Origin of the sequence: Haloferula sargassicola (assembly GCF_040362925.1) — a bacterium.
Lineage (GTDB): Bacteria > Verrucomicrobiota > Verrucomicrobiia > Verrucomicrobiales > Akkermansiaceae > Haloferula > Haloferula sargassicola.
In genome coordinates this window covers 178,738-197,694 of record NZ_BAABRI010000006.1, presented here as the reverse complement: position 1 = coordinate 197,694, position 18,957 = coordinate 178,738, and the positions used below count along the sequence as shown (strand labels likewise).

Genomic DNA, 18,957 nt, shown 5'->3' with positions numbered 1-18,957 from the left:
GAATAACCCGGAAAATCAAGCCCTCCGGCGGCGCACGAAAAAGACCAGCCCGGACAGCGCCACCAACCCGGCGGAGGCGGGCTCCGGCACGGCTTGGCCGATCACATCCAGCTCGACCATTCCGGCCACGCCGTTGTCGGCATCGGTGAACTGGAGCTGCACGAACTGCACGCCCGTGGCGATCGTTCCGCCACCGTCATCGACGATCCGGTGAAGACTCGTGATCGGCGTGGTGAAGGTGCCGGTGTTGTCGGTGCCCTTGTCGTAGCTGGCGATCTGGCTGAAGGAGATGCCGTCCGTTGAAACGAGGGCGTTGAACGAGGCATCGTCGCGTCCCGAATCGTTCCAGCCCATGATCACGTCGATCTGGCTCAGGTCGAAAAGCCCGCCCAGATCGTAGGTCACCACGGTGCCGGTCGCCACCGCGCCATAGGCGGCATGGTCGATGTCGTCGCCGCCCGGGCCCGACTCATTGTAAACCGTGGCCAGGCTGCCATCCGTCCACGCGGATTCGCCGGTGGCGAACTCATAGTTTGAATTGCCGTTGACCACGGTCGGCGTGAGGCCTTGGGCGAGGTCGGTGCTCGAGGCGAAGATGGTGGAGGGTGAGTAGGGATCATGGACCGCGCCGCCCGAGGGAGCGACTTCGGAGCTGTTGTTGATCACGATGGCTCCGCTGGCGAGCGAAGCGCCACCGAGACCAGCGACCACGCCCAACCGGCCGAGGATCTGGAGTTTGGATGACGTCATGGTTTTGAGGTTTTTTTTTCTGGGGATCCATCCCCCGCCTGAATCACGAGAGATCGGTCCATCTTCCCATGTGCTGATTCAGATTTTCCTGACCCAAAAAATCTCTTGTTCGCCTAAAAATCATGGAGCCATTTCGCGACGAAGAATTTGGGGCGTAAGCAATGAAGATGCGTAGCAAACACGCTCTTCCACATTTCCCCGGAGGATCCCAATTCTACCTTTGGGATGATTCAAGAGATACCATTCCTGGCCAATTTCTCGGAAAGACTCTCCGCGTCGGGTGCCATCCTGCACGAAGGGAAAGTCGGCTGCACAAAGGAAAGTATGGTCGTAGGTCCTTGCGGCGAGTTGCTCGAGTTCGGGATCGGCGCGGCCGAACATTTCGTGGGAGTAGAAGAGCGTGGTGAGCGGGGTAGAGTCGCAGAACACGAAGCGATGGGTCGCCGGGTCGCGCAGCGCGGTTTCCTCGCGGCGGATCTGCTCGCGGGCGATCTTCAGGAGGTCATCGTATTTGAGGACTCCGTCCAGCTCTTCCCAAAGCTCGCGGCCGTATTCGGCGACATAGGTCGTGCCGAAATGCTCTGCGAGGGCGGCGGCGAGGGTGCTTTTGCCGGTGGATTCGCCGCCGACAAGGGCGACCCGTTTCACGAAACCGGCATAGACTTCGGGCGAAAGAAAGTGGCGCAGGCCATGGATGTCGCGGCGCAGTTCGGTGCCGGAAACGGGAACTTGAACGCGGCCAAGATCGACGGCGACATGCTCGGCCGGCGATCCTTGGCGGCGTGCGAGGTCGGCGGCAAAGCCGGGGCCGTAGTCCTCGCTGGTAAAGATGGCGTCGACGGGGCTGTTGGTCTTTTCGCGGAGAACCGATGCGCAGAAGGCGCGGTGGATGTCGGCGGGATCGTCGTTTGCCGGGAGGGGCGTGCCGGCGTGATCGAGTACGATGCGCGTCGTCGTTGGAAAGAGGGTCGCAAGCCAGGTGGCCCGCCGTTCCGGTTCGCAGCCCGGGAACTCAGGACGGCTGTAGCTGAGGATGACGACGTGGTCGCAAGCCTCGATCGCGGCGCGGATGACCGACTCGTGGCCACGGTGGAGCGGCGCGAATTTTCCGACGACCAGTCCGATGGCGAAGCGTTTCATGATGCCGTCGCCTCGCGCCGCCAGCGGAGGAATCCGATGGGGGCATTGATCCAGAAGAGCAGATAGAAGAAGGCCGTGAGCCACAGCCCGCGCGATGCGAAGAGCGGCACGGCCAGCGAGTTGGTGGCGAACCAGAAGATCCAGGTTTCGAGTTTCCGCCGCATCAGGAGGAACTGCGCGGCGACGCTGAGGGCGAGGACGGACGAATCGATGAAGGGCGCGTAGGCATCGGTGAAGCGATGCAGCAGCCAGCCGTAGCCACCGGCGGCGAGGATGCCGGCCGGAATGATGGCCGCCAACTCCCGCGTGGAGGTCCTGCTGACCGGGCGTTCGACGCGCCGACCGCGGTGATGGAGCCAGTGCCACCATCCGCAGGCGCTGGTGCCGATGAAGAAGACTTGCAGGGTGACATCGGCGTAGAGCTGGCTGGTGAAGAACAGCCAGCCGAAGAGCGCGCAGCCGAAAATGCCGGTCCACCAGGTGTGGATCGAGTTGCGCGTGGCGAGGACGATGGAGACGAGATTGACGCCGTTGGCGATGATCTCGAGCCACGGCGGGCGGTGAAGGATTTCCCGGAACGCTTCGAGCGGGTTCATGAATCGGAGCCCGCGAGCGCGGAAGAGTACTGGGGAACTTTGGCCGAGTCTGTGATGCGAGGAAACGGAAGCGACTCGATGATGGCGGAGGGTCCCAGCAGCGCGGTGAGGGCCTGATGGGCTTCGGTTTTCGCGGCAGCCGTGGCTTCGATCGAAAACTCGAAGACGGCATCCTCGCGCTGGTGGAGCCGGAAGCGGGCGAGGGGCAGGGGACGGAGCGCGTGGGTGACGTCGATGTTGTTCAGCCACACGCCGTCGGGACGGCGAAAGCGCACGAGCGCGCGGCCTTCGAGGTCACGCAGGACCGGCTCGCCATCGATGAAGTCGAGCGAAGCGAAATCACCGGTGCGATAGCGGAGCAGCGGGAGGCAAAAGTTGAAGCCGCCGGTGAGGGTGACCTCGCCGCGTTCGCCCGCGGGGACCGGGCGATCCTCGGTATCGAGGACCTCGACATACATGTGGGGCTGGAGGAGGACGTGGCCGTTGAGAGCCGGGTCGAACACGGCCACGGGACCGGCTTCGTTGAGTGAATAAAGATCGACCACCGGGCAGGCGTAGGTTTTCTCCAATTCCTCGCGCAGCCCGGAAAGGAGGATCATGGAGGTGGAAAGCAGGGCTTTTGGCCGCAAGCTGGGAGCGATCTGAAGAAGCTCCGCGAAGGACAGCGGATCGCCCGCGATTACCTCGGGCGCGAGGGCTTCCAGGTACGGGCGGCGGTCGTCCGGCGAGTGCCAATCGACGGGGTGGAGATTGATTTTCGCCAAGCCTGCTTCATCCATTGATGGCGTCACCGACACATAGGTGAAGCAGCGGAGCTGATGACCGATGAGAACCACGCCGACCTCGCCGCGACCCGCCGTGAGCGTGACGCCAAAGCGTGCGAGCGCCCGTTTGTGATACGCGAGATAGCCGGCCGCGACCCGCGGGTGGGAGGCGATGAGAAGCGGATGACCGGTGGTACCCGAAGTTTGGAAATTGATCATCCGCTCCAGCGGAACGGAGTCGGGCACGAACGCGGCGATGTTTTCTCCAAGATCACTTCGGGAAATGGAGGGCAATTCCTCGAAGCGCTCCGCTTTTGCATAACTCCGATAGTGCGGCACATCGCGCAGGCAGCTCGCGACGAAGGCATCGAGCCATTCGGGATGGCCGTCGCGCGGCCAGCCGACCTGCGAGGCCAAGACCGCGGCTTCCTCGCGACGGACAAAGGCGAGGTCCTCCGCATCGAGCCGGTTGCCACTATGGTTCCGGTAGATCGGGGCATGGGGATGCTCGCGCAGGAATTCCAGCATCCGCCGACCGGACTCCCCAAGCAGCGGATAGCGTTCCGCATCGTCTGGCTCGGGGTCGTTCATTCGCGCGTGTATTTGTCGGCGGATTCCTGCGCGGCCTTGCGGACCAGCGCCTCGCGGATGGCACGGGCCCGCTCCTCGGCCTTGCGCGAGGCGGCGAGCACGCGGTTGCGTTCGATCGAACTCAGCGTGGTGAGCCGGTCCGATGCTTGGGCGATCGTTTCGCCGGCAGGCCTCATGTCCAGACGGGCGAGGGTGAAACGGACCAACTCTTCGCGTCGCTCCGGATCATCCCGATAGGTCGCGGCCGGGTTTTGTCCGGCGAGTTCACCGGCGCCTTCGCTGAGAAGGGAAACGAGGGCAGCGGCCGTGGTGCCGGCTTTCAGAAGTCGGTCGTCGGCGAGCAGCCAGCAAAGCAGCAGCGCGACTCCAGCCCGGCGAACCGACGCGCCCGATCCGTCCGGAATCCACCTCGTGGCATCAGTCATGGCGACGCCGTGCAAGGCGAGCAGGTCGCCGACCACGGCATGCACGTGCACCGTGCCACGACCCGGCGGCCTCCACGGCTCGGCGAGGAAATCGGACGGAGCCTCGGCGAGCCGTCGCAGCAGGTGCTCGAGTGTGGGTCCTTCGCGATTCATGTTATGGGAGCGAATTTCCCGAAAACCTGGGTGCTGGGGCAGTCATCGCAAACGCAGGGACGAAGCGCGGCGCGCGAGTTGGCGAACCGATCGCGGAGACGGGCGATGTCCGAAGCATCATGAATTCCGCTGGATGGCATGCCGAGGGTTCGGGTGGTGAATGAGCATGGCGAAACCGATCCGCGCTCGTCGATGAAAAGGAAGTTTTCTCCGGGGCCGCAATCGTCCACCGCATGCGGGTGTCCTTGAACGGCGGAGCGCATCCGGTGGACATAGTCCGGTGTGCCGGCAATGACCATGTTCACGGAGGCCGCCTGCTTGCGAAGCGAGGGCAGGCGCTGGGAGAACCGTTCGATCTGAGCGAGGCTCGGATGGTTGATCGCGTAGTAATCCGGCCGGTCCCGGCCACCGAGTAGATTGAAGGTGACCTCGTCCACGCCCCACTCCGCGACTTCATCGACGAGTTCGGAAAAGCAGTCGATGGTCGACCACAGCAAGACCGTGTTGATCCTGATCTTCAACGGGCGGGCTTCGATGGCTCTCTGCCGGGCGAGCGCGGAGACGGCACTGCGAAGCATGAGGAAGAGGCCGGGCGACGAACGGAGCTCGTCATGCGCTTCATCGGGAGCGTCGAGACTGATGGTCAGCTCCGAGTAGTGATCGAGGACATGCCGTCTCACGTCCGGTGAGCCCAGCGTGGAGCCGTTGGTCGTCGCACTCACACGCAGGCCGAGATGTTGCGCATGAAGGGTGAGGGCGGGCAGGTGCGGCCACAAAAACGGCTCGCCGCCGAGCCAACTCACCAGAACCGGGTCGTCGTGTTCGCGTTGATAGCCGGCGAGAATCTCAAGCAAGCGTCGTACTTCGTCGGCGGACGCGCTGTTTCTCGGAAAACGGAGTCGCCGGTCGTAGGCGCAGAACGGGCAGGCGGAATTGCAGCCGGTGGTGACGCGCCAGACGACGATCATCGGGTGGCGGGGCTCAGGTTGGCGTCGGGCCCGAAGGTCTGGCGGCTGAAGGCGCGGGCGAAGGCGACGAGGCCGTCGAGCGTGGGAACGGCGTGGACATGCCAGCCTTGTTCGTCGCGAGCGCGGCGCAGGGTGCTTACGAGGTTCTGATAGTAGGAAGGCATCCGGCGCTCCCAATCGGAGGGGATGTTGAGGGCGAGTGTTCCGCCACCGCGGCCCTTGGCGAGGGCCTGGGCGCACAGGGCCCAACCCGGGTTGGACCGTTCGTCGGGATCGTCGAACATGGTCGTCACGCCATCGTCGGAAATCGATAGCACGTGGACCGGACGCTCGTCGGGCCGGCGGTTGGCGTAGGTTTCCCGCAGGACATGGAGCGGAAACTGCGTGGCTCCGCCGTAGTGTGCGGTCAATACGCGGAGGATCTCCGTTTCATCGCGGATGAAGCCGGGCGTCGATTGGAACTGCTTCTTTCCGCTCCACAGCGTCGCGTGAACCCGGGCGCCGGAGCGAAGGGCGGAAAGGACGATGATCACCCCGGCAAGCGCCGGATAGGAGAGGTGCACGGCGGGGTTCGGCATCGAGCCGGAGCTGTCGACATAGAGATCGAGGTCGATCGGTTCGCGCCGCGGCTCGCTGCCGGGCGAGGTGCCGTAAACGCGGCGCACGGTGGTCAGGCCGGGCACGGTGTGGGGGCTTTGCAGCACGGACTGGAACCAGTCGCACTCGTCGAGCGGATCACCGATGTCCCACGGCTCGAGCCCCTCCGGGAGCGGCTCGGTGGACTCGGGTGCGGGCCGGCGCGGGTAGCGGACGAGGTGGCGCATCGCGAGCTCGCGGTAGTAGGCGATCGCCGCTTCGTGATCGGTCCCGGGCCAACCAGCCGCGCGCAGGATTTCCGCATACTCGAAGGGCTGGCGCTGCTGGCCGGATGAGGTCGTCGTCGTGGATGAAATGGGTGCGGGTGTCTCCTTCGAGTCCGGATCATCTTCAGGCGCGATGCCGGTGATCCGCGGGTCGAGCGAAGGATGCGAGATGTCGCCGTCGTCGGCCGAGGCGTCGGTGAGGCCATCCTGGATCCCGCCCGCCCCGGCGCCGCGGGTGTCGTGCAGGCGGGCGAAATCCTCCGCCGCTTTCTGGTCCTCGACCAGATGGGGAAGCAGCAGGCTGGCGAACTTCCCGGCCGCGGAAAGCCAGTCCGAGGCATAACTCCGGACGAGGCGCATGCCGAGCCACGCGTCGCCTTCCATGGCCGGAGTGGTCGCAGCGCCTCCGAGCGAGCCACCTGGCAGGCTCCATAGCAGTTCATAGATGCGGAGATAGAGCGTCCAGACGGCACCGGGGTTCGAAGATGCATCCGCATCACGACGCTTGCCGAGCTGCCGGTAGATCTCATCCATGCGCAACCCTGCGGAGCGCTGGAGCCGGTCGTTGATGAGCAGATCGGTGTAAAGGTTGGCCACCATCGGGGCCCGGTCTTCCATCGTTGGCAGGGCTCTGCACATGAGCGCGAGGCAACGCGCGTGATCGGTGAGCGTGGCGGGCGCGAGGACGTGATGCCCGATCTCATGGGCGAGGATTTCCACGGCGTAGTCGCCCAGGCCGCTGCTTTCGATCTCCGGCAGATCGACGACCACCGACTGGTCCTGCAAGCGGATCATTGCGAAGCTGCCTGTGAGCTGCTCGGCTTGAGCCGCGCGGCGGGTTTCACATAACATGGGCGGATGAAGCTGGGTGTATCGGCTCCACGCGGCGAGCGCCTCGGGCCACGCTTCCTCCCACTTCGTCTTGAGGGCGGAAAGGTTCATCGCTTCTCAGGATGGGGGCCGATCCAGATGGCATGACTCTGCGCGGAGGTGACGGCGCAGGTGCCGCCCGCTGCGGCCGAGCTGGTTACCAGATGTCCGGGCGGCAGGCGGCCGAAGTCATCGACCGGGTCGGGCGATGGCTCAGCGGCGGAGATTTCATCCGGTGCGGCTCGGTGGAAGGTGGCGCCGAAGGCATCCGCCAGCAGGATCCATGCTTCATCTCCGCTGCGGACCAGAAGATGAGGGCCGCTTCGCGAAACCCGGGGCGGCGTGACGAAGAGACCGCCGTAGCCTCGGAAGGCTCCGACTTTCCGGGTGGAGTCATGCTTTTCGAAAGTGAACCAGGGATCGGCCAGATAGGCGTCGCGGACTTCATGCCATGTCTTGTCAACCGGGGCGCCGACCGCTTCGAGCGCGAGCTCTTTCGGAAGTCCATCCGCGGCGCGGAGGGCGGGTTCGCGGAAATGGGCGAGGCCGGCACGCCATGCGAGAAGCGGGACAGCGATCAGGAGCTCGTCGGCCGTGGTGCAGCGCGGGCCGAGCTTCACCAATCGCTCACGCCAACTTTCGGCATCCGTGTCCGGGGTGGAGTCGAGTTGATGCGCGGCATTGCACAGCGCGGCCATGATCCGTCGCGGAGCGGTGGCGATCAGCGGTGAAAGCTCGGGGAAAACCCCGGTCCACAGGGAGTTGATCGCCGGAGTGGCGGCGGCGGGACCGGCCAGCTTTTCCGCGACGAGTTGAAGGCCGAGCTCGTAGGCGTCGTCGAGCGCCCCGACTGCCTGGCCGGAGGGCAGGTGCTGCAGGGCGAGCGCCAGGGGCGAGACTTGCGCGATGAGGAAGCGTGAGAAGTCATCCGCATCGAGCCGCGGCCAGCGTCGTCGCGCGACCTTGAAGCGTGCGTTGCACGCGTCGCGTCGGGTCTGCAAGAAGCCGGCTAGCGGAGGAGCGAGCATGGAGCCAGTCAGCGGGTTTTCAGCCAGCGGAGGTAGTTGCTGTAGCGCTGGTGCAGGTACTTGAGCTGCATCAGGTCGTCGTGCAGGTGACCGTAGAGTTTGCCGCCTTGGATCAGCTTGTTGATCAGGCGCTCGATCGATTCCAAGCGGCCGCGGGTGTCGCGTTCCGAGAGACCTTCGAGGCCGGCATCGAACACGGCCGCGAGTTCGCCGACGGGATCGTTGCGATCGAGATCGAGGCGGTCGAACTCGGCGCAGGATTGGTCGAAGACCCGTCTCAGCCAGCTGATGTGGTCGGTCCGGAGCGGGCCGTTGTCGGCCGTGTTGAAGTAGGGTGAATCGAGGTCGGGCTGCAGTTTCTCATGAAGCACGAAGGGCAGCACCTGACGGAAGTCATCGAGCGAGACCGCCGGATGGCCGCGGAAAAACGCGAGCGCCTTGGCATAGACGAGGAGCGTCATCAGGTTGCGCACCGAGAGGCCGTTGCGGGTCTGGCTGCCGAGATCCTTGAGCCGGTCGCGACCGTTGTCCCGCGCGGTGAGTTCCGGCCACTCGGCGCCGGCCAGCCGTGCGGTGTCCTTGGTCATGTATTCGAACTGCGAGGCCGCGGGCTCGAAGAACTCGAAGTGGCTGGAGAAGAACTCAAGCCGCCGGCGGACGTCGCGCGGCACCTGGACGGCACGGATGAGCTTCTGCAGGCTGTCGATTTCCGCCTCGCTGAAGACGATCTCGGGCGGTACCAGTTCTTCCGGCCGGATGTTTTCCTCGATCCGCTCCAGCAAGGTGCCGAGGAAGCGCGGGTTGAATGCCAGGGCCGGCACGATGACGTCGATCCGGTCGCGCAATGCCTCGATGACCTGATAGGTGCCGCCGCCCTGGTCGTCATTCGCGGTGAGATACCAGGCGGACTCCGGGCACTCGTGGATGTGGCCGAGGACTTCCGCGTAGTTGTCGCCCATCACCGTGAGCAAGGCGCTCTGGGTGCGGGTGGGGATGCGGTTGTATTCGTCGATGATCTTCACGCGCTGGCCGAGCCACGGGCGCCAGGCGATCCGGATGTCTTCCATGTTCTGGGCGGCGACGAGGTCGGCGGGAAGCGGATTGCCGAGGAGGTCGGCGATGGTCATCTGCGGGTGGCCGTGCTGCATCGACCGGCGGACATCGCGCACCGGATAGCCGGCGAGCACGCCCATCAGGATGGCGCTGGCTGTCTTGCCGCGGCCCGGACCACCGACGAAGAGACATTTCCGCCGCGCGGCGAAGGTCAGCAAGGGCAGCAGGACGAAGCTCGAGTAGCTCTGCGCCGAGGGCAGGGTGAGCCGGGTCTTGCCATCGCCGACTGTGAAACGGGAGGGTGGCGAGTCATTGAACTCGATGTCGTAATGCGGAGAGATGATCGCCGAGTTGACGATCCAGAAATAGGCCTGGCGGAGCTTTTCATCCAAGGGCACCGGGGTCTCATCCGCGGGGTCCTCATCGCCGGTAGAAAGCGGTCCGCGATAGAGGTCCGCGACATCGAACTCGCGCGCGGCCGGCGGGGTGGAATCGGGATTGGTCGGAGCTTGCGAGACGCGCCGGAAGGGATTGGGAAGGCCCATGCGTGAGAGATCTCAGATAAGCGAACGGAAACAAGCGTGAGTTGCTGGAAAGATGCTCAGCGCGCCTTCACCGGCGCTTCGATGATGCCTTCCTCGGTCTCCTGCTTGAGGCGGAGCTGGCCGCAGGCGGCGTCGATGTCGTGGCCTTTTTCCAAGCGCAGCGTGGCGCTGACGCCGGCGTTTTTCAGGATGTCGCGGAAGGCCTTGCAGCGGGTTTCGCTGGGGCGAACCCAGTCGAGTCCCTCGACTTTATTGTAGGGGATCAGGTTGACCTTGGCGGTGAGCCGCCGGGCGTGGCCGGCGAGGATGCGGGCCTGCTCGAGGTCGTCGTTGACGTCCTGGATGAGGATGTACTCGAGGGTGAGGTGCTGCTTTTTACGAGAGTTCCAGTAGTCGAGCGCCTCGAACAAGGCGGCGGTGTTCCACTTTTTGTTCACCGGCATGATCTTGTTCCGGACCTCGTCGGTGGCACCGTGGAGCGAGATTGCCAGGCGGATCTGCTGCGGGTGATCAGCGAGGTCGCGGATCCGTGGAACGAGGCCGGAGGTGGAAATCGTCAGGTGCCGCGCGCCGAGATGAAGCCCCCACTCGGCGGTGATGATCTCGATCGCCGCCATGAGGTGGTCGAAGTTGGCGAACGGTTCGCCCATCCCCATGAAGACGAGGTTGTCGACCCGCTCACCGGACAGGCGCTCGGCGGCGAGGACCTGGCCGGCGATTTCGGAGGGGTCGAGGTTTCTCGAAAAACCGGCCAGTCCGGAGGCGCAGAACTTGCAGCCGTAGGCGCAGCCGACCTGGGAGGAGACGCAGAGCGTGCGGCGGTCGGATTTTTCGCCGTAGAGCGCTGGGTTGGCGGGGATGAGGACGCTTTCGACGTAGCGGCCGTCGTGGAGCTTGAAGAGGAACTTGCGGGTGGTGTCGGCGCTGCCCTGGGTGTGGGTGTGCTCCAACGCATGGGGGCGATACTCCGCGGCGAGCTTATCCCGCAGGGCGGCGGGAAGGTTGGTCATTTCCTCGATGGCCCCGACCTTCTTCTTCCAGATCCAGTCGAGGATCTGCCCGGCACGGAACGGCGGCTGGTCCCATTCCTGGACCAGGGCGGTGAGTTCGTCTTTGGAGAATCCGGTGAGGGCGGGTCGCACGGCCCCAAGTTGGCGCATCGCGCCGCCGAGGTCCAACCCGGATCGGACGGCAGGATTCGGGCTGGCCGCTCCGGGAGCGGGTGGTTAGGAAAAGGTCAGCCCTCCCGGGCATCGTATCCTCCGCTTCGACCACCCACCCATGCCCACACTCGACTGGATCGGAAAAGACGCCGTCATCCGCCACCACAAGGAGGTGCCGTTCCGGCTGCTGGAACCCGATCCGGAGCGGTCCCATGGCGACCCCGACGAGGGCAACCTGATCGTCCAGGGCGACAACCTCCATGCGCTCAAGGCGCTGCTGCCGAAGTACGCCGGGCGGGTGAAGTGCATCTACATCGATCCCCCTTACAACACCGGCAAGGAAGGCTGGATCTACAACGACAACGTCAACGCGCCCGAGATCCTCAAGTGGCTCGGCCAGACCGTCGGTAAGGAGGCCGAGGACCTCTCGCGCCACGACAAGTGGCTGTGCATGATGTACCCGCGCTTGGTGCTGCTGAAGCAGTTCCTCAGCGAGGACGGGGCGATCTTCGTGTCGATCGATGACAACGAGGTCTCGGCCCTTCGCATGCTGATGGACGAGATCTTCCGGGTGAAAAACCACTTGGCGACATTCACGTGGAGGACTGACGGTAATTTTGACAACCAGGCGAAGATCAAGGTCTCCCACGAATACATTGTGGCCTACGCCCGTGACGCAGACGCATTCGTTCACCCAGCGGTTGTTGATCCGTCGATTCAGGATCACAGCAAGCTATTCAGGCCGGAGATCCGAAACACCATTGTCAAAAATGGACCGAAGAACCCGGTGTCGGCAATCGATCTTCCTTCGGGTTTTCCGTGTGCAGTTGAAGAGGGGGCCATTGAGGAGGCATCCAACGATTGGCCAAAATTCAGCAACGCTGTGACAATCCGGGACTTCAAGACTATCAATCCCGTGTCGGTGAGTAGCGGGTGGAGTTCGAAAAGACAGATTGAGGAGTTTATCGCACGAGGGATGGTCGCGGTGCCGGATTCGAAGGGTCAAATGACCACTTTTGAGATGACGAAGACTGGAGCGATTGAGTCGGTGAAGAAACGGGAGACGCCCAGCCATGTGATTTCGACGCTTTCTGGTTTCAGCAGCACTCAGAACATGGCGAGGCGACTTGAAGCAATGGGCTTCAAATTCGACTACCCCAAGCCGGTTGAACTTGTTGCCTATCTGATTTCACTGGTGAGCGAGGGAGGCATCATCCTTGACTCTTTCGCCGGCAGCGGGACGACCGGTCACGCGGTGCTCAAGCAGAACGCGGAAGACGGCGGAACGCGGAAGTTCATCCTCGTGGAAATGGAGCCGAACATCGCCGAGGACATCACGGCGGAACGGGTGAAACGGGTTTCCCAAGGCTACACCGATGCCAAGGGCAACCAAGTGGAAGGCCTCGGCGGCGGCTTCCAGTTCTGCCGTCTGAGCGACGAGCCCCTGTTCAACGAGTTTGGCGACATCCGCGACGACGTGACCTTCGCCCAGCTCGCCGATTTCTTGTGGTTCTCCGAGGCCGGCACCGGCTACACCGGGAAAGGAGACAGCCCCTTGCTCGGGGTCCACGAGGGCCGGGCGGTCTACCTGCTTTTCAACGGCATCCTCGGCGACCGCCGTCCGCAGGGCGGCAACATCCTGACGAACGCCATCCTCGAAGCCCTGCCGCCGCATGACGGCCCGAAGATTATCTACGCCGCCGCCACCAAGCTCGGCGCCGCCGCCCTGCAACGGGCCAACGTGGTCTCACCGAAGATGTGCTCCGCAAGGAGAAGGAGGGCCAGTATCTGGAACGCAAGGGACGGGATACGAAACCGACGAAGATTGCCAACGAGCTGATCGGCATGCTCAACGCGGGTGGCGGCGTGTTGGTGTACGGAATCGCGGACGACGGGACGGTCGAGGATCTCCACCAGGGGGGAGGATTTCTTTCCAGCGATCCCCCCGACCTCGATGCCTACCGGAAGCTGGTTCACGACTTCATCAAGCCGCCCGCGATCATCGAGCGGGAGGAGGTGTTCCTGTCGGGTGGCGAACTGGTGTTCCTCTACCACGTGGATCAGGACTACGAGCGCCTGTTCCAGCGCAGCGACAACGAAGCGGTCTATCTGCGCGTGGCGGATGACAACAAGGGCCCGCTGAACCGGGAGGAGGTGGGGAAGCTGGAGTACAATCGCGGCATCCGGGTGTTCGAGGACGAGGTCCGGGAGGATTTCGATCCGGGAGACCTGGATCGCGCTCTGTGCGAGTCGTACCGCGAGGCGGTCCGGTATGAGGGACCATTCCCGGACCTTGCGGTGAAGCGGCACCTGGCCGTTCGGCGTGACGGTGCCGTGAAGTACAAGAACGCGGCGATCCTGCTCTTCGCCAAGGACCCGGAGGCCTACATCCGGAATGCCACGGTCCGCTACGTGCGCTACGAGGGAACCGAGCGGAGATCGGGCAGCGAATTCAATGTGATCAAGGATCAGCGTTTCGAGGGAGGGATCCCGGCGCTGATCCGCGAGCTGGAGACCTTCCTAGAGGCTTCTTTCCGCGACTACTACTTCCTCGACATGGAGAAGGGGCGGTTCCTCCGGGTGCCGGAGTTTCCGAAGGACGCGTGGCTGGAGGGCGTCGTCAACGCGCTCTGCCACCGGTCCTACAACATCCAGGGAAATCCGATCATGATCCGTCATTTCGATGACCGCCTGGAGATCGCCAACAGTGGACCGCTACCTGCGCAGGTGACGGTGGAGAACATCGAGCACGAACGCTTTGCCCGGAACGTACGGATCGCCCGGGCGCTGAGTGATTTCGGCTACGTCCGCGAGCTGAACGAGGGTGTCCCGCGAATCTACCGTGCAATGCGGGAATTCACGCTGGAAAAGCCGGAATACTCGGTCGATGGGACGACCGTGACGTTAACCCTCCGGAACAAGGTCAGCGATCACAAGGAGACGATCCTCGCGGACGTTTTTGACGAGATTGAGAGCGATTGGCCGCTCTTGAACGCCAGCCAGCAGCGGCTGATCCAGCTTCTGTTCGAGAGGCAGGAAGCGACCGTCCCGCAGATGGCCGCAGCTCTTGAACTCAGCGAGAAGGCGATCCGCTACAATCTCAAGCGGCTGGACGGCTTGCGGATCGTCGAGCGTCTCAGTGAAAAGGTCCGCGATCCGAACGCGGTTTACCGGTTCCGGAGTGGCTAAGGGAAAAAGGGGGATTTCTAAGGGAAAACACCCGCATGCTCATATATGATTGATTTTGAGAGATTTAAACCATTCACACCCCTTGCGATCGATCGCTAAGGGAAAAGGAGGGAATCTTAAGGTAAAACCGAGCCAATTTAAGGGAAAGCCACCGGCAGTTCATGAATCATTGGACGTCAAACCGTTATAAAACCCAAAAAAAATCCCTGATCCGATAAGGGAAAATCGTCCCTGAATAAGGGAAAAATCACCGATGACCTTCACCCTCAAATCCTACCAGCAGAACGCGCTTGCCAGCGTGGAGCACTACTTCCGGGAGTGCCAGCGGATGGAGAATGCGGACTATGCGTTTCAGGAGGCGACCAAGGAGCTGTGGGGCCGGAAGTCGGATTTCACGCCGCTGCGAGGATTTCCCGAGGAAATGCCCTATTTCTGCCTGCGGGTGCCGACCGGGGGCGGGAAAACCTACCTGGCGGCCAAGAGCGTGGCGCTGGTGAACCACCGGCTCCTGCTCACCGAGCACAGCGTGATTCTGTGGCTGGTGCCGTCGAAAGCGATCCGGGACCAGACGCTGGCCGGTCTGAGGCAGCTCGACCACCCCTACCATGCCGCGCTGCGGGAGGCGGGGCCGGTGACGGTGATCGACCTCGACGAAGCGAAGGCGCTGACCCGCTCGACGCTGGAGACCAGCACGGTGGTCATCGTGGCGACCCGGCAGGCATTTCAGGTGGGCGACGAGGAGATCCGCAAGGTCTATGAGAGCAGCGGGGCGTTGATGCACCTGTTCGACGGTCTCGCGCCCGAGCAGAAGGCGGAACTGCTGAAGGATGCTGAGGGGAAAACCACCCCGTATTCGCTGGCCAACGTGCTGCGCCTGCGCCGTCCGTTCATCATCGTGGACGAGGCGCACAACAGCCGTACGGAGCTGGCCTTCGACACGCTGGCGAAATTCCGGCCATCGGGGATCATGGAGCTGACGGCGACCCCGGACACGGAGACGACGCCGAGCAATGTGCTGCATTCCGTTTCCGCCGTGGAGCTGAAGCGGGAGGAGATGATCAAGCTGCCGATCCAGCTCGAGACCGAGCCGGACGAGCAGAAGTGCCTGGCGATGGCACTCGACCAGCGGGAGCAGCTCGGAATCATCGCCGCCAAGGACCATGCCGCAGGAGCGCCTTATCTGCGACCGCTGGTGTTGATCCAGGCAGAGCCGAAGTCGGCGAGGAAAGAAACGCGCCACGCGGAATGGGTGAAGCGGGAGCTGATCGAAAACCACAACGTGCCGGAGGAGGAGATCGTCATCGCCACCGGCAGCGAGCGCGGGCTGGATGCCTTGGAGGAGGAATACCTGGGTGGGATTTTCTCGGACAAGTGCCCGGTAAAGTACGTGATCACCCAGAAGGCCTTGGCCGAGGGCTGGGACTGCGCATTTGCCTACGTGCTGGTGAGCATGGCCGGGGTGAAGAGCGCGACGGCGGTCGAGCAGTTGCTCGGGCGGATCTTGCGGCAGCCCCAGGCGGCGCACCGGGAGAATCCCGCGCTGAACCGTTCCTACGCCTACGTGGTCTCGAAGGATTTCGGGGAGACCGCCGAGACGCTGCGTGACTGTCTCGTGCAGGCGTCGGGCTTCAACCGGCAGGAGGCCGCTGAGTTCGTCGCGGCGAAGAGTCCCGAGCAGGCGAAGCTGGATTTCAAGCGTGGCGGCGGGCGCATCCGCATCACCCCGGTGGAGGTGAAGCTCGGCGAGTCACTGGACATGTCGAAGGTCTCGGCAACCACAAAGAAGAAACTCAAGTGGAGCAACGCCAGGAAAACGCTGACTTTTACGGCACCGCTGAGTCAGGAGGAAACCGAAGAGGTGCAGGCCGCCGCGGTGATGGACGTGAGCCGGGAAGCGATCGCGAAGGCCGGCGAGGCCAGCCGAACCGAAGCGGTGGAGATTTTCGAGACGCCATCGGAGAAGGGGAAGGCGTTCTTCGTGCCGCAGATGGAGGTGTTGATCGACGGCGAGCTGCGTCTCTTCGATGAGCCGGAAGCCATCGACTACCCGTGGGAGCTGCCGCTCTATCAGGCGCTGGCATCGGATGATCAACTCAAGGAGCTGAATGCGGCGGCGAAGGTGTCGGAGGGCGGCCTGATCGATGTGGATGAGGATCAGGGGCGGGTGAGGACGAAATTCAGCCGCGAGCTGAGCCGGGATCTCGGACTGTCTTACCGTCCGGAGAACTGGGACGAAGCCAAGCTGGCAGCGTGGTTCTGCCGACAGATCCACGATCCGTGGATCACTCACGCGAGCAAGCGGGCGTTCGTGGCGGCTTGGCTGTCGGACCTTCTGCAGAAGGACGGCATCGACCTGGCGCGAGTGAACCGATAGAAATTCCTGCTGCGCAATCTTGTGGAAGGTCGCGTCGCCGAGCTGCGGACCAAGGCGGTCGAGACCGCGTGCGACGCCTTCCTTTTTGGTGACGGAAAAGAAACGCGGGTGCGGGTGGGGTCGGAGTATGAGTTCGAGTTCCACCCCGACGCTTACGCGCCGGACCGGGACTACGGCGGCGACCATGATTTCGAGAAGCACTACTATCCGCGGATTGGCGATTTCGATTCCGAAGAGGAGTTCCTCTGCGCCTGCTGGATCGACCGGCAGAAGGAGGTCGAATACTGGGTGCGGAACCTCGTCCGCAAGAACGGTGCGGCGTTTTTCCTGCAAACGGCGACCGGCCGGTTCTTCCCGGATTTCGTCTGCAAACTGAAGGATGGCCGCATCCTCGTGGTGGAATACAAAGGCGCGGATCGATGGAAGGCGGCCGAGCTGGACCGATTGGTGGGCCAGCTTTGGGAAGAGTTAAGTGGCGGTAAGGCTGCATTTGTCATGGTGAAAGAGAAACGCTGGGAATGGATTTCGGCGAAGATTGACCGTTGAACTGACGACTCCCTCCTTGTCGATCAACCGGAGATGGGAGATAGCTGGAGAATGTCAGAACAGAGAAATCCCGTCGGCTGGTTCGAGATCTACGTGCGCGACATGGAACAGGCGCGGAAGTTCTACGCCGAAGTCCTGGCTGTGGAGCTTGAGAAGCTTGAAACGCCTCCCGGCATGGAGATGGAAATGTGGAACTTCCCCATGTTTCAAGACGCGGGAGGAGCCGCCGGAGCGCTGGTGAAGATGGAAGGCGTGGAGCCCGGCGGCGGCGGAACCCTGGTTTACTTTTCCTGCGAGGACTGCGCGGTCGAGGCAGGTCGCGTGGAACCCGCGGGTGGCAAGGTGGTGCGGGAGAAGTTCCCGATCGGCAACTACGGCTTCATCGCGCTGGTGGTCGATCCGGATGGCAACATGATCGGTCTGCACTCGCTCTCCTGAGCGGCCCGGCCTTCCTCTGAAAGACTCGCCTCAGGGAGCGGCCACGCTTTTCACCCAGAAAAAATACCGCGCCGGGGTCGGGGTGGGCGCGGAAAAGGAAAACACCAGCGTGCCGCCGGTGCCGGCCACGGTCTGCACGGTCGTGCCGCCGGACAGGGTGCTCGAAGCCATGAGCTGATAGTTCGTCCCGGAAACCGATGGCACGCTGATGGTGCCGGAAGTCGGCGTGGTGAAGACGGTCGTCGAAGCGAGGGTCTCGACCGCCGGCTCGAAGCTCGCCCGGTAGATCGCCGCGCTGTTGTCATTGAAGACCGCGAGGAAATAGACCCAGTCACCGACCCACGCGTCGCCGACGTTCATCGAAAAGCGGATCGGCGTCTTGCCGCCGAAGCTGGTCTGGAGGTCGACGATCGGTTCCACGGTTCCGGTCGCGTCGGTGTAGATGCCATACTGCAACGGGGGCGCGAATTGATTGCTGCGGTAGCCCACAAAGACCACGTTTCCATTCCGGATGGTCGGCCCGTAAAAGTCGTAGAAATTGCCGGTGCCCTCCGGGATTGCATCCTGATTGCTGGCAACGAGCGTGAGCTGGCCGCCGACCAACTTGTAGAGTTGGTTGTCGGAAGAGCCCGCAACGAAGGCATAATCCGCGCCGGATTTGACGACATTGCCGACATTGAAGTTGCTGCCCAGCGTGCCGCCCTGAGGTGCCGGAGTCGCTTGGTCGACGACCGTGCGGAGGGTGCTGCCGTTCCACTCGTAGATGCCGGCCGTGCCGCTCCCCCTGCCGACGAAGACGACCTTTCCGCCCTCCGCATAGGGCCGGGTGAAGGTGTCGAAGGCGTAGAAGGCCGTGGACGTGCCCGGCACGGTGGTGACGCCTTCCTTGGCGATCAGGGAAATGTTTCCCCCCTCCCAGACGGCGATCGCCGAAGGCTGGGCCGGGGCGATATTGGTGCCGGGCACGGTCAGGGCCACGCGGCCCCCATCGATCGAGGACGGGCCGATGGGATTCCGCGGGTGGGGCACCGGGTAGCCGGGAAAGGGCGAGTATTTATCCAGGATGCGGTTTCCTCCCGGAAACAACATGATGGAACCATAGTAGCTGTTCGGCTCGTTGGGGACGTAGTTCGCATAGCCGGAAACGATCCAGTTCGAGCCGCTCACGCCGGAGATCGAGATATTGTTCACGGAGGCTCCATCGACCTCGCTTCCCCAGGTGATGACCGGGGTGCCCGCGCCCCGATAGATGCCGTAGTCAGGTCCACCCTCCGATCCATCGGTCTTCGAATAATACACCTGCCCGCCGATCACCCAAGGCACCCCGAGCGGCGTCCCGAAGTCTTGCGCGGGCGCTTCGGCCAGCTTCTCCAAGGTCACATTCAAAGCCGCGCCGAGCGGGAGGGGAAGCAGCAGCGAGGTCGCGACGAAGCATGGGCGAAGCAGCCGGGGGGACACATGCATTCCGACTCCCTAGAGGAACCTTCAGGAAAAATCCAGC

The 18,957-nt window shown here is 63.3% G+C and carries 16 protein-coding genes; 5 read left to right on the top strand and 11 right to left on the bottom strand.

The window, feature by feature from the left end; genetic code table 11:
* Window positions 1-15: 15 nt before the first annotated feature.
* From ABXH26_RS06995 to rlmN, 10 genes are all read right to left on the bottom strand, one after another.
* Complete coding sequence (locus ABXH26_RS06995; protein ID WP_353566326.1) at window positions 16-750, bottom strand: PEP-CTERM sorting domain-containing protein; 735 nt, start codon at window positions 748-750, stop codon at window positions 16-18.
* Window positions 751-870: 120 nt separating this feature from the next.
* On the bottom strand, window positions 871-1,890 hold the full coding sequence (locus tag ABXH26_RS06990) for an AAA family ATPase (protein WP_353566325.1): 1,020 nt from the start codon (window positions 1,888-1,890) through the stop codon (window positions 871-873).
* Complete coding sequence (gene pnuC / locus ABXH26_RS06985) at window positions 1,887-2,486, bottom strand: nicotinamide riboside transporter PnuC (RefSeq protein WP_353566324.1); 600 nt, start codon at window positions 2,484-2,486, stop codon at window positions 1,887-1,889. The genes ABXH26_RS06990 and pnuC overlap by 4 nt, the downstream gene beginning before the upstream one ends.
* The gene (locus ABXH26_RS06980) at window positions 2,483-3,841 is read right to left on the bottom strand and encodes a phenylacetate--CoA ligase family protein (protein ID WP_353566323.1); all 1,359 of its coding nucleotides are present in this window, start codon (window positions 3,839-3,841) and stop codon (window positions 2,483-2,485) included. Before ABXH26_RS06980 ends, pnuC begins: the two co-directional genes overlap by 4 nt.
* The gene (locus ABXH26_RS06975) at window positions 3,838-4,419 is read right to left on the bottom strand and encodes a hypothetical protein (protein ID WP_353566322.1); all 582 of its coding nucleotides are present in this window, start codon (window positions 4,417-4,419) and stop codon (window positions 3,838-3,840) included. The genes ABXH26_RS06980 and ABXH26_RS06975 overlap by 4 nt, the downstream gene beginning before the upstream one ends.
* On the bottom strand, window positions 4,416-5,387 hold the full coding sequence (locus ABXH26_RS06970) for a radical SAM protein (RefSeq protein WP_353566321.1): 972 nt from the start codon (window positions 5,385-5,387) through the stop codon (window positions 4,416-4,418). The genes ABXH26_RS06975 and ABXH26_RS06970 overlap by 4 nt, the downstream gene beginning before the upstream one ends.
* A complete protein-coding gene (locus tag ABXH26_RS06965) occupies window positions 5,384-7,192 on the bottom strand; it encodes a VWA domain-containing protein (protein ID WP_353566320.1) in 1,809 nt (602 codons plus the stop codon). Before ABXH26_RS06965 ends, ABXH26_RS06970 begins: the two co-directional genes overlap by 4 nt.
* Window positions 7,189-8,121, bottom strand: a complete 933-nt coding sequence (locus tag ABXH26_RS06960) for a hypothetical protein (protein WP_353566319.1) — start codon at window positions 8,119-8,121, stop codon at window positions 7,189-7,191. Before ABXH26_RS06960 ends, ABXH26_RS06965 begins: the two co-directional genes overlap by 4 nt.
* 35 nt (window positions 8,122-8,156) lie before the next feature.
* On the bottom strand, window positions 8,157-9,746 hold the full coding sequence (locus tag ABXH26_RS06955; RefSeq protein WP_353566318.1) for an AAA family ATPase: 1,590 nt from the start codon (window positions 9,744-9,746) through the stop codon (window positions 8,157-8,159).
* Window positions 9,747-9,802: 56 nt separating this feature from the next.
* Window positions 9,803-10,888 (bottom strand): dual-specificity RNA methyltransferase RlmN, encoded by a 1,086-nt coding sequence (rlmN, locus tag ABXH26_RS06950; protein WP_434783421.1) that lies wholly within the window; start codon window positions 10,886-10,888, stop codon window positions 9,803-9,805.
* Window positions 10,889-11,081: 193 nt separating this feature from the next.
* Here rlmN and ABXH26_RS06945 point away from each other — a divergent pair, with 193 nt between their 5' ends.
* From ABXH26_RS06945 to ABXH26_RS06925, 5 genes are all read left to right on the top strand, one after another.
* Window positions 11,082-12,749 carry a site-specific DNA-methyltransferase gene (locus tag ABXH26_RS06945; RefSeq protein ID WP_353566316.1) on the top strand — a complete coding sequence of 556 codons (1,668 nt, stop codon included), beginning with the start codon at window positions 11,082-11,084 and terminating at the stop codon, window positions 12,747-12,749.
* Window positions 12,668-14,098 (top strand): ATP-binding protein, encoded by a 1,431-nt coding sequence (locus ABXH26_RS06940; RefSeq protein ID WP_353566315.1) that lies wholly within the window; start codon window positions 12,668-12,670, stop codon window positions 14,096-14,098. Before ABXH26_RS06945 ends, ABXH26_RS06940 begins: the two co-directional genes overlap by 82 nt.
* 253 nt (window positions 14,099-14,351) lie before the next feature.
* Entirely contained in the window at window positions 14,352-16,472 is a 2,121-nt protein-coding gene (locus ABXH26_RS06935) for a DEAD/DEAH box helicase (protein ID WP_353566314.1), read from the top strand.
* A gap of 21 nt (window positions 16,473-16,493) precedes the next feature.
* Window positions 16,494-17,018, top strand: coding sequence for a hypothetical protein (locus tag ABXH26_RS06930; RefSeq protein ID WP_353566313.1), 525 nt, complete (start codon window positions 16,494-16,496; stop codon window positions 17,016-17,018).
* A 51-nt stretch (window positions 17,019-17,069) separates the two neighbouring features.
* Window positions 17,070-17,456 carry a VOC family protein gene (locus ABXH26_RS06925; RefSeq protein WP_353566312.1) on the top strand — a complete coding sequence of 129 codons (387 nt, stop codon included), beginning with the start codon at window positions 17,070-17,072 and terminating at the stop codon, window positions 17,454-17,456.
* A gap of 30 nt (window positions 17,457-17,486) precedes the next feature.
* On the opposite strand, the gene ABXH26_RS06920 is transcribed toward ABXH26_RS06925, so the two are convergent.
* Window positions 17,487-18,920 (bottom strand): DUF7453 family protein, encoded by a 1,434-nt coding sequence (locus tag ABXH26_RS06920; RefSeq protein ID WP_353566311.1) that lies wholly within the window; start codon window positions 18,918-18,920, stop codon window positions 17,487-17,489.
* Window positions 18,921-18,957 lie beyond the last annotated feature (37 nt).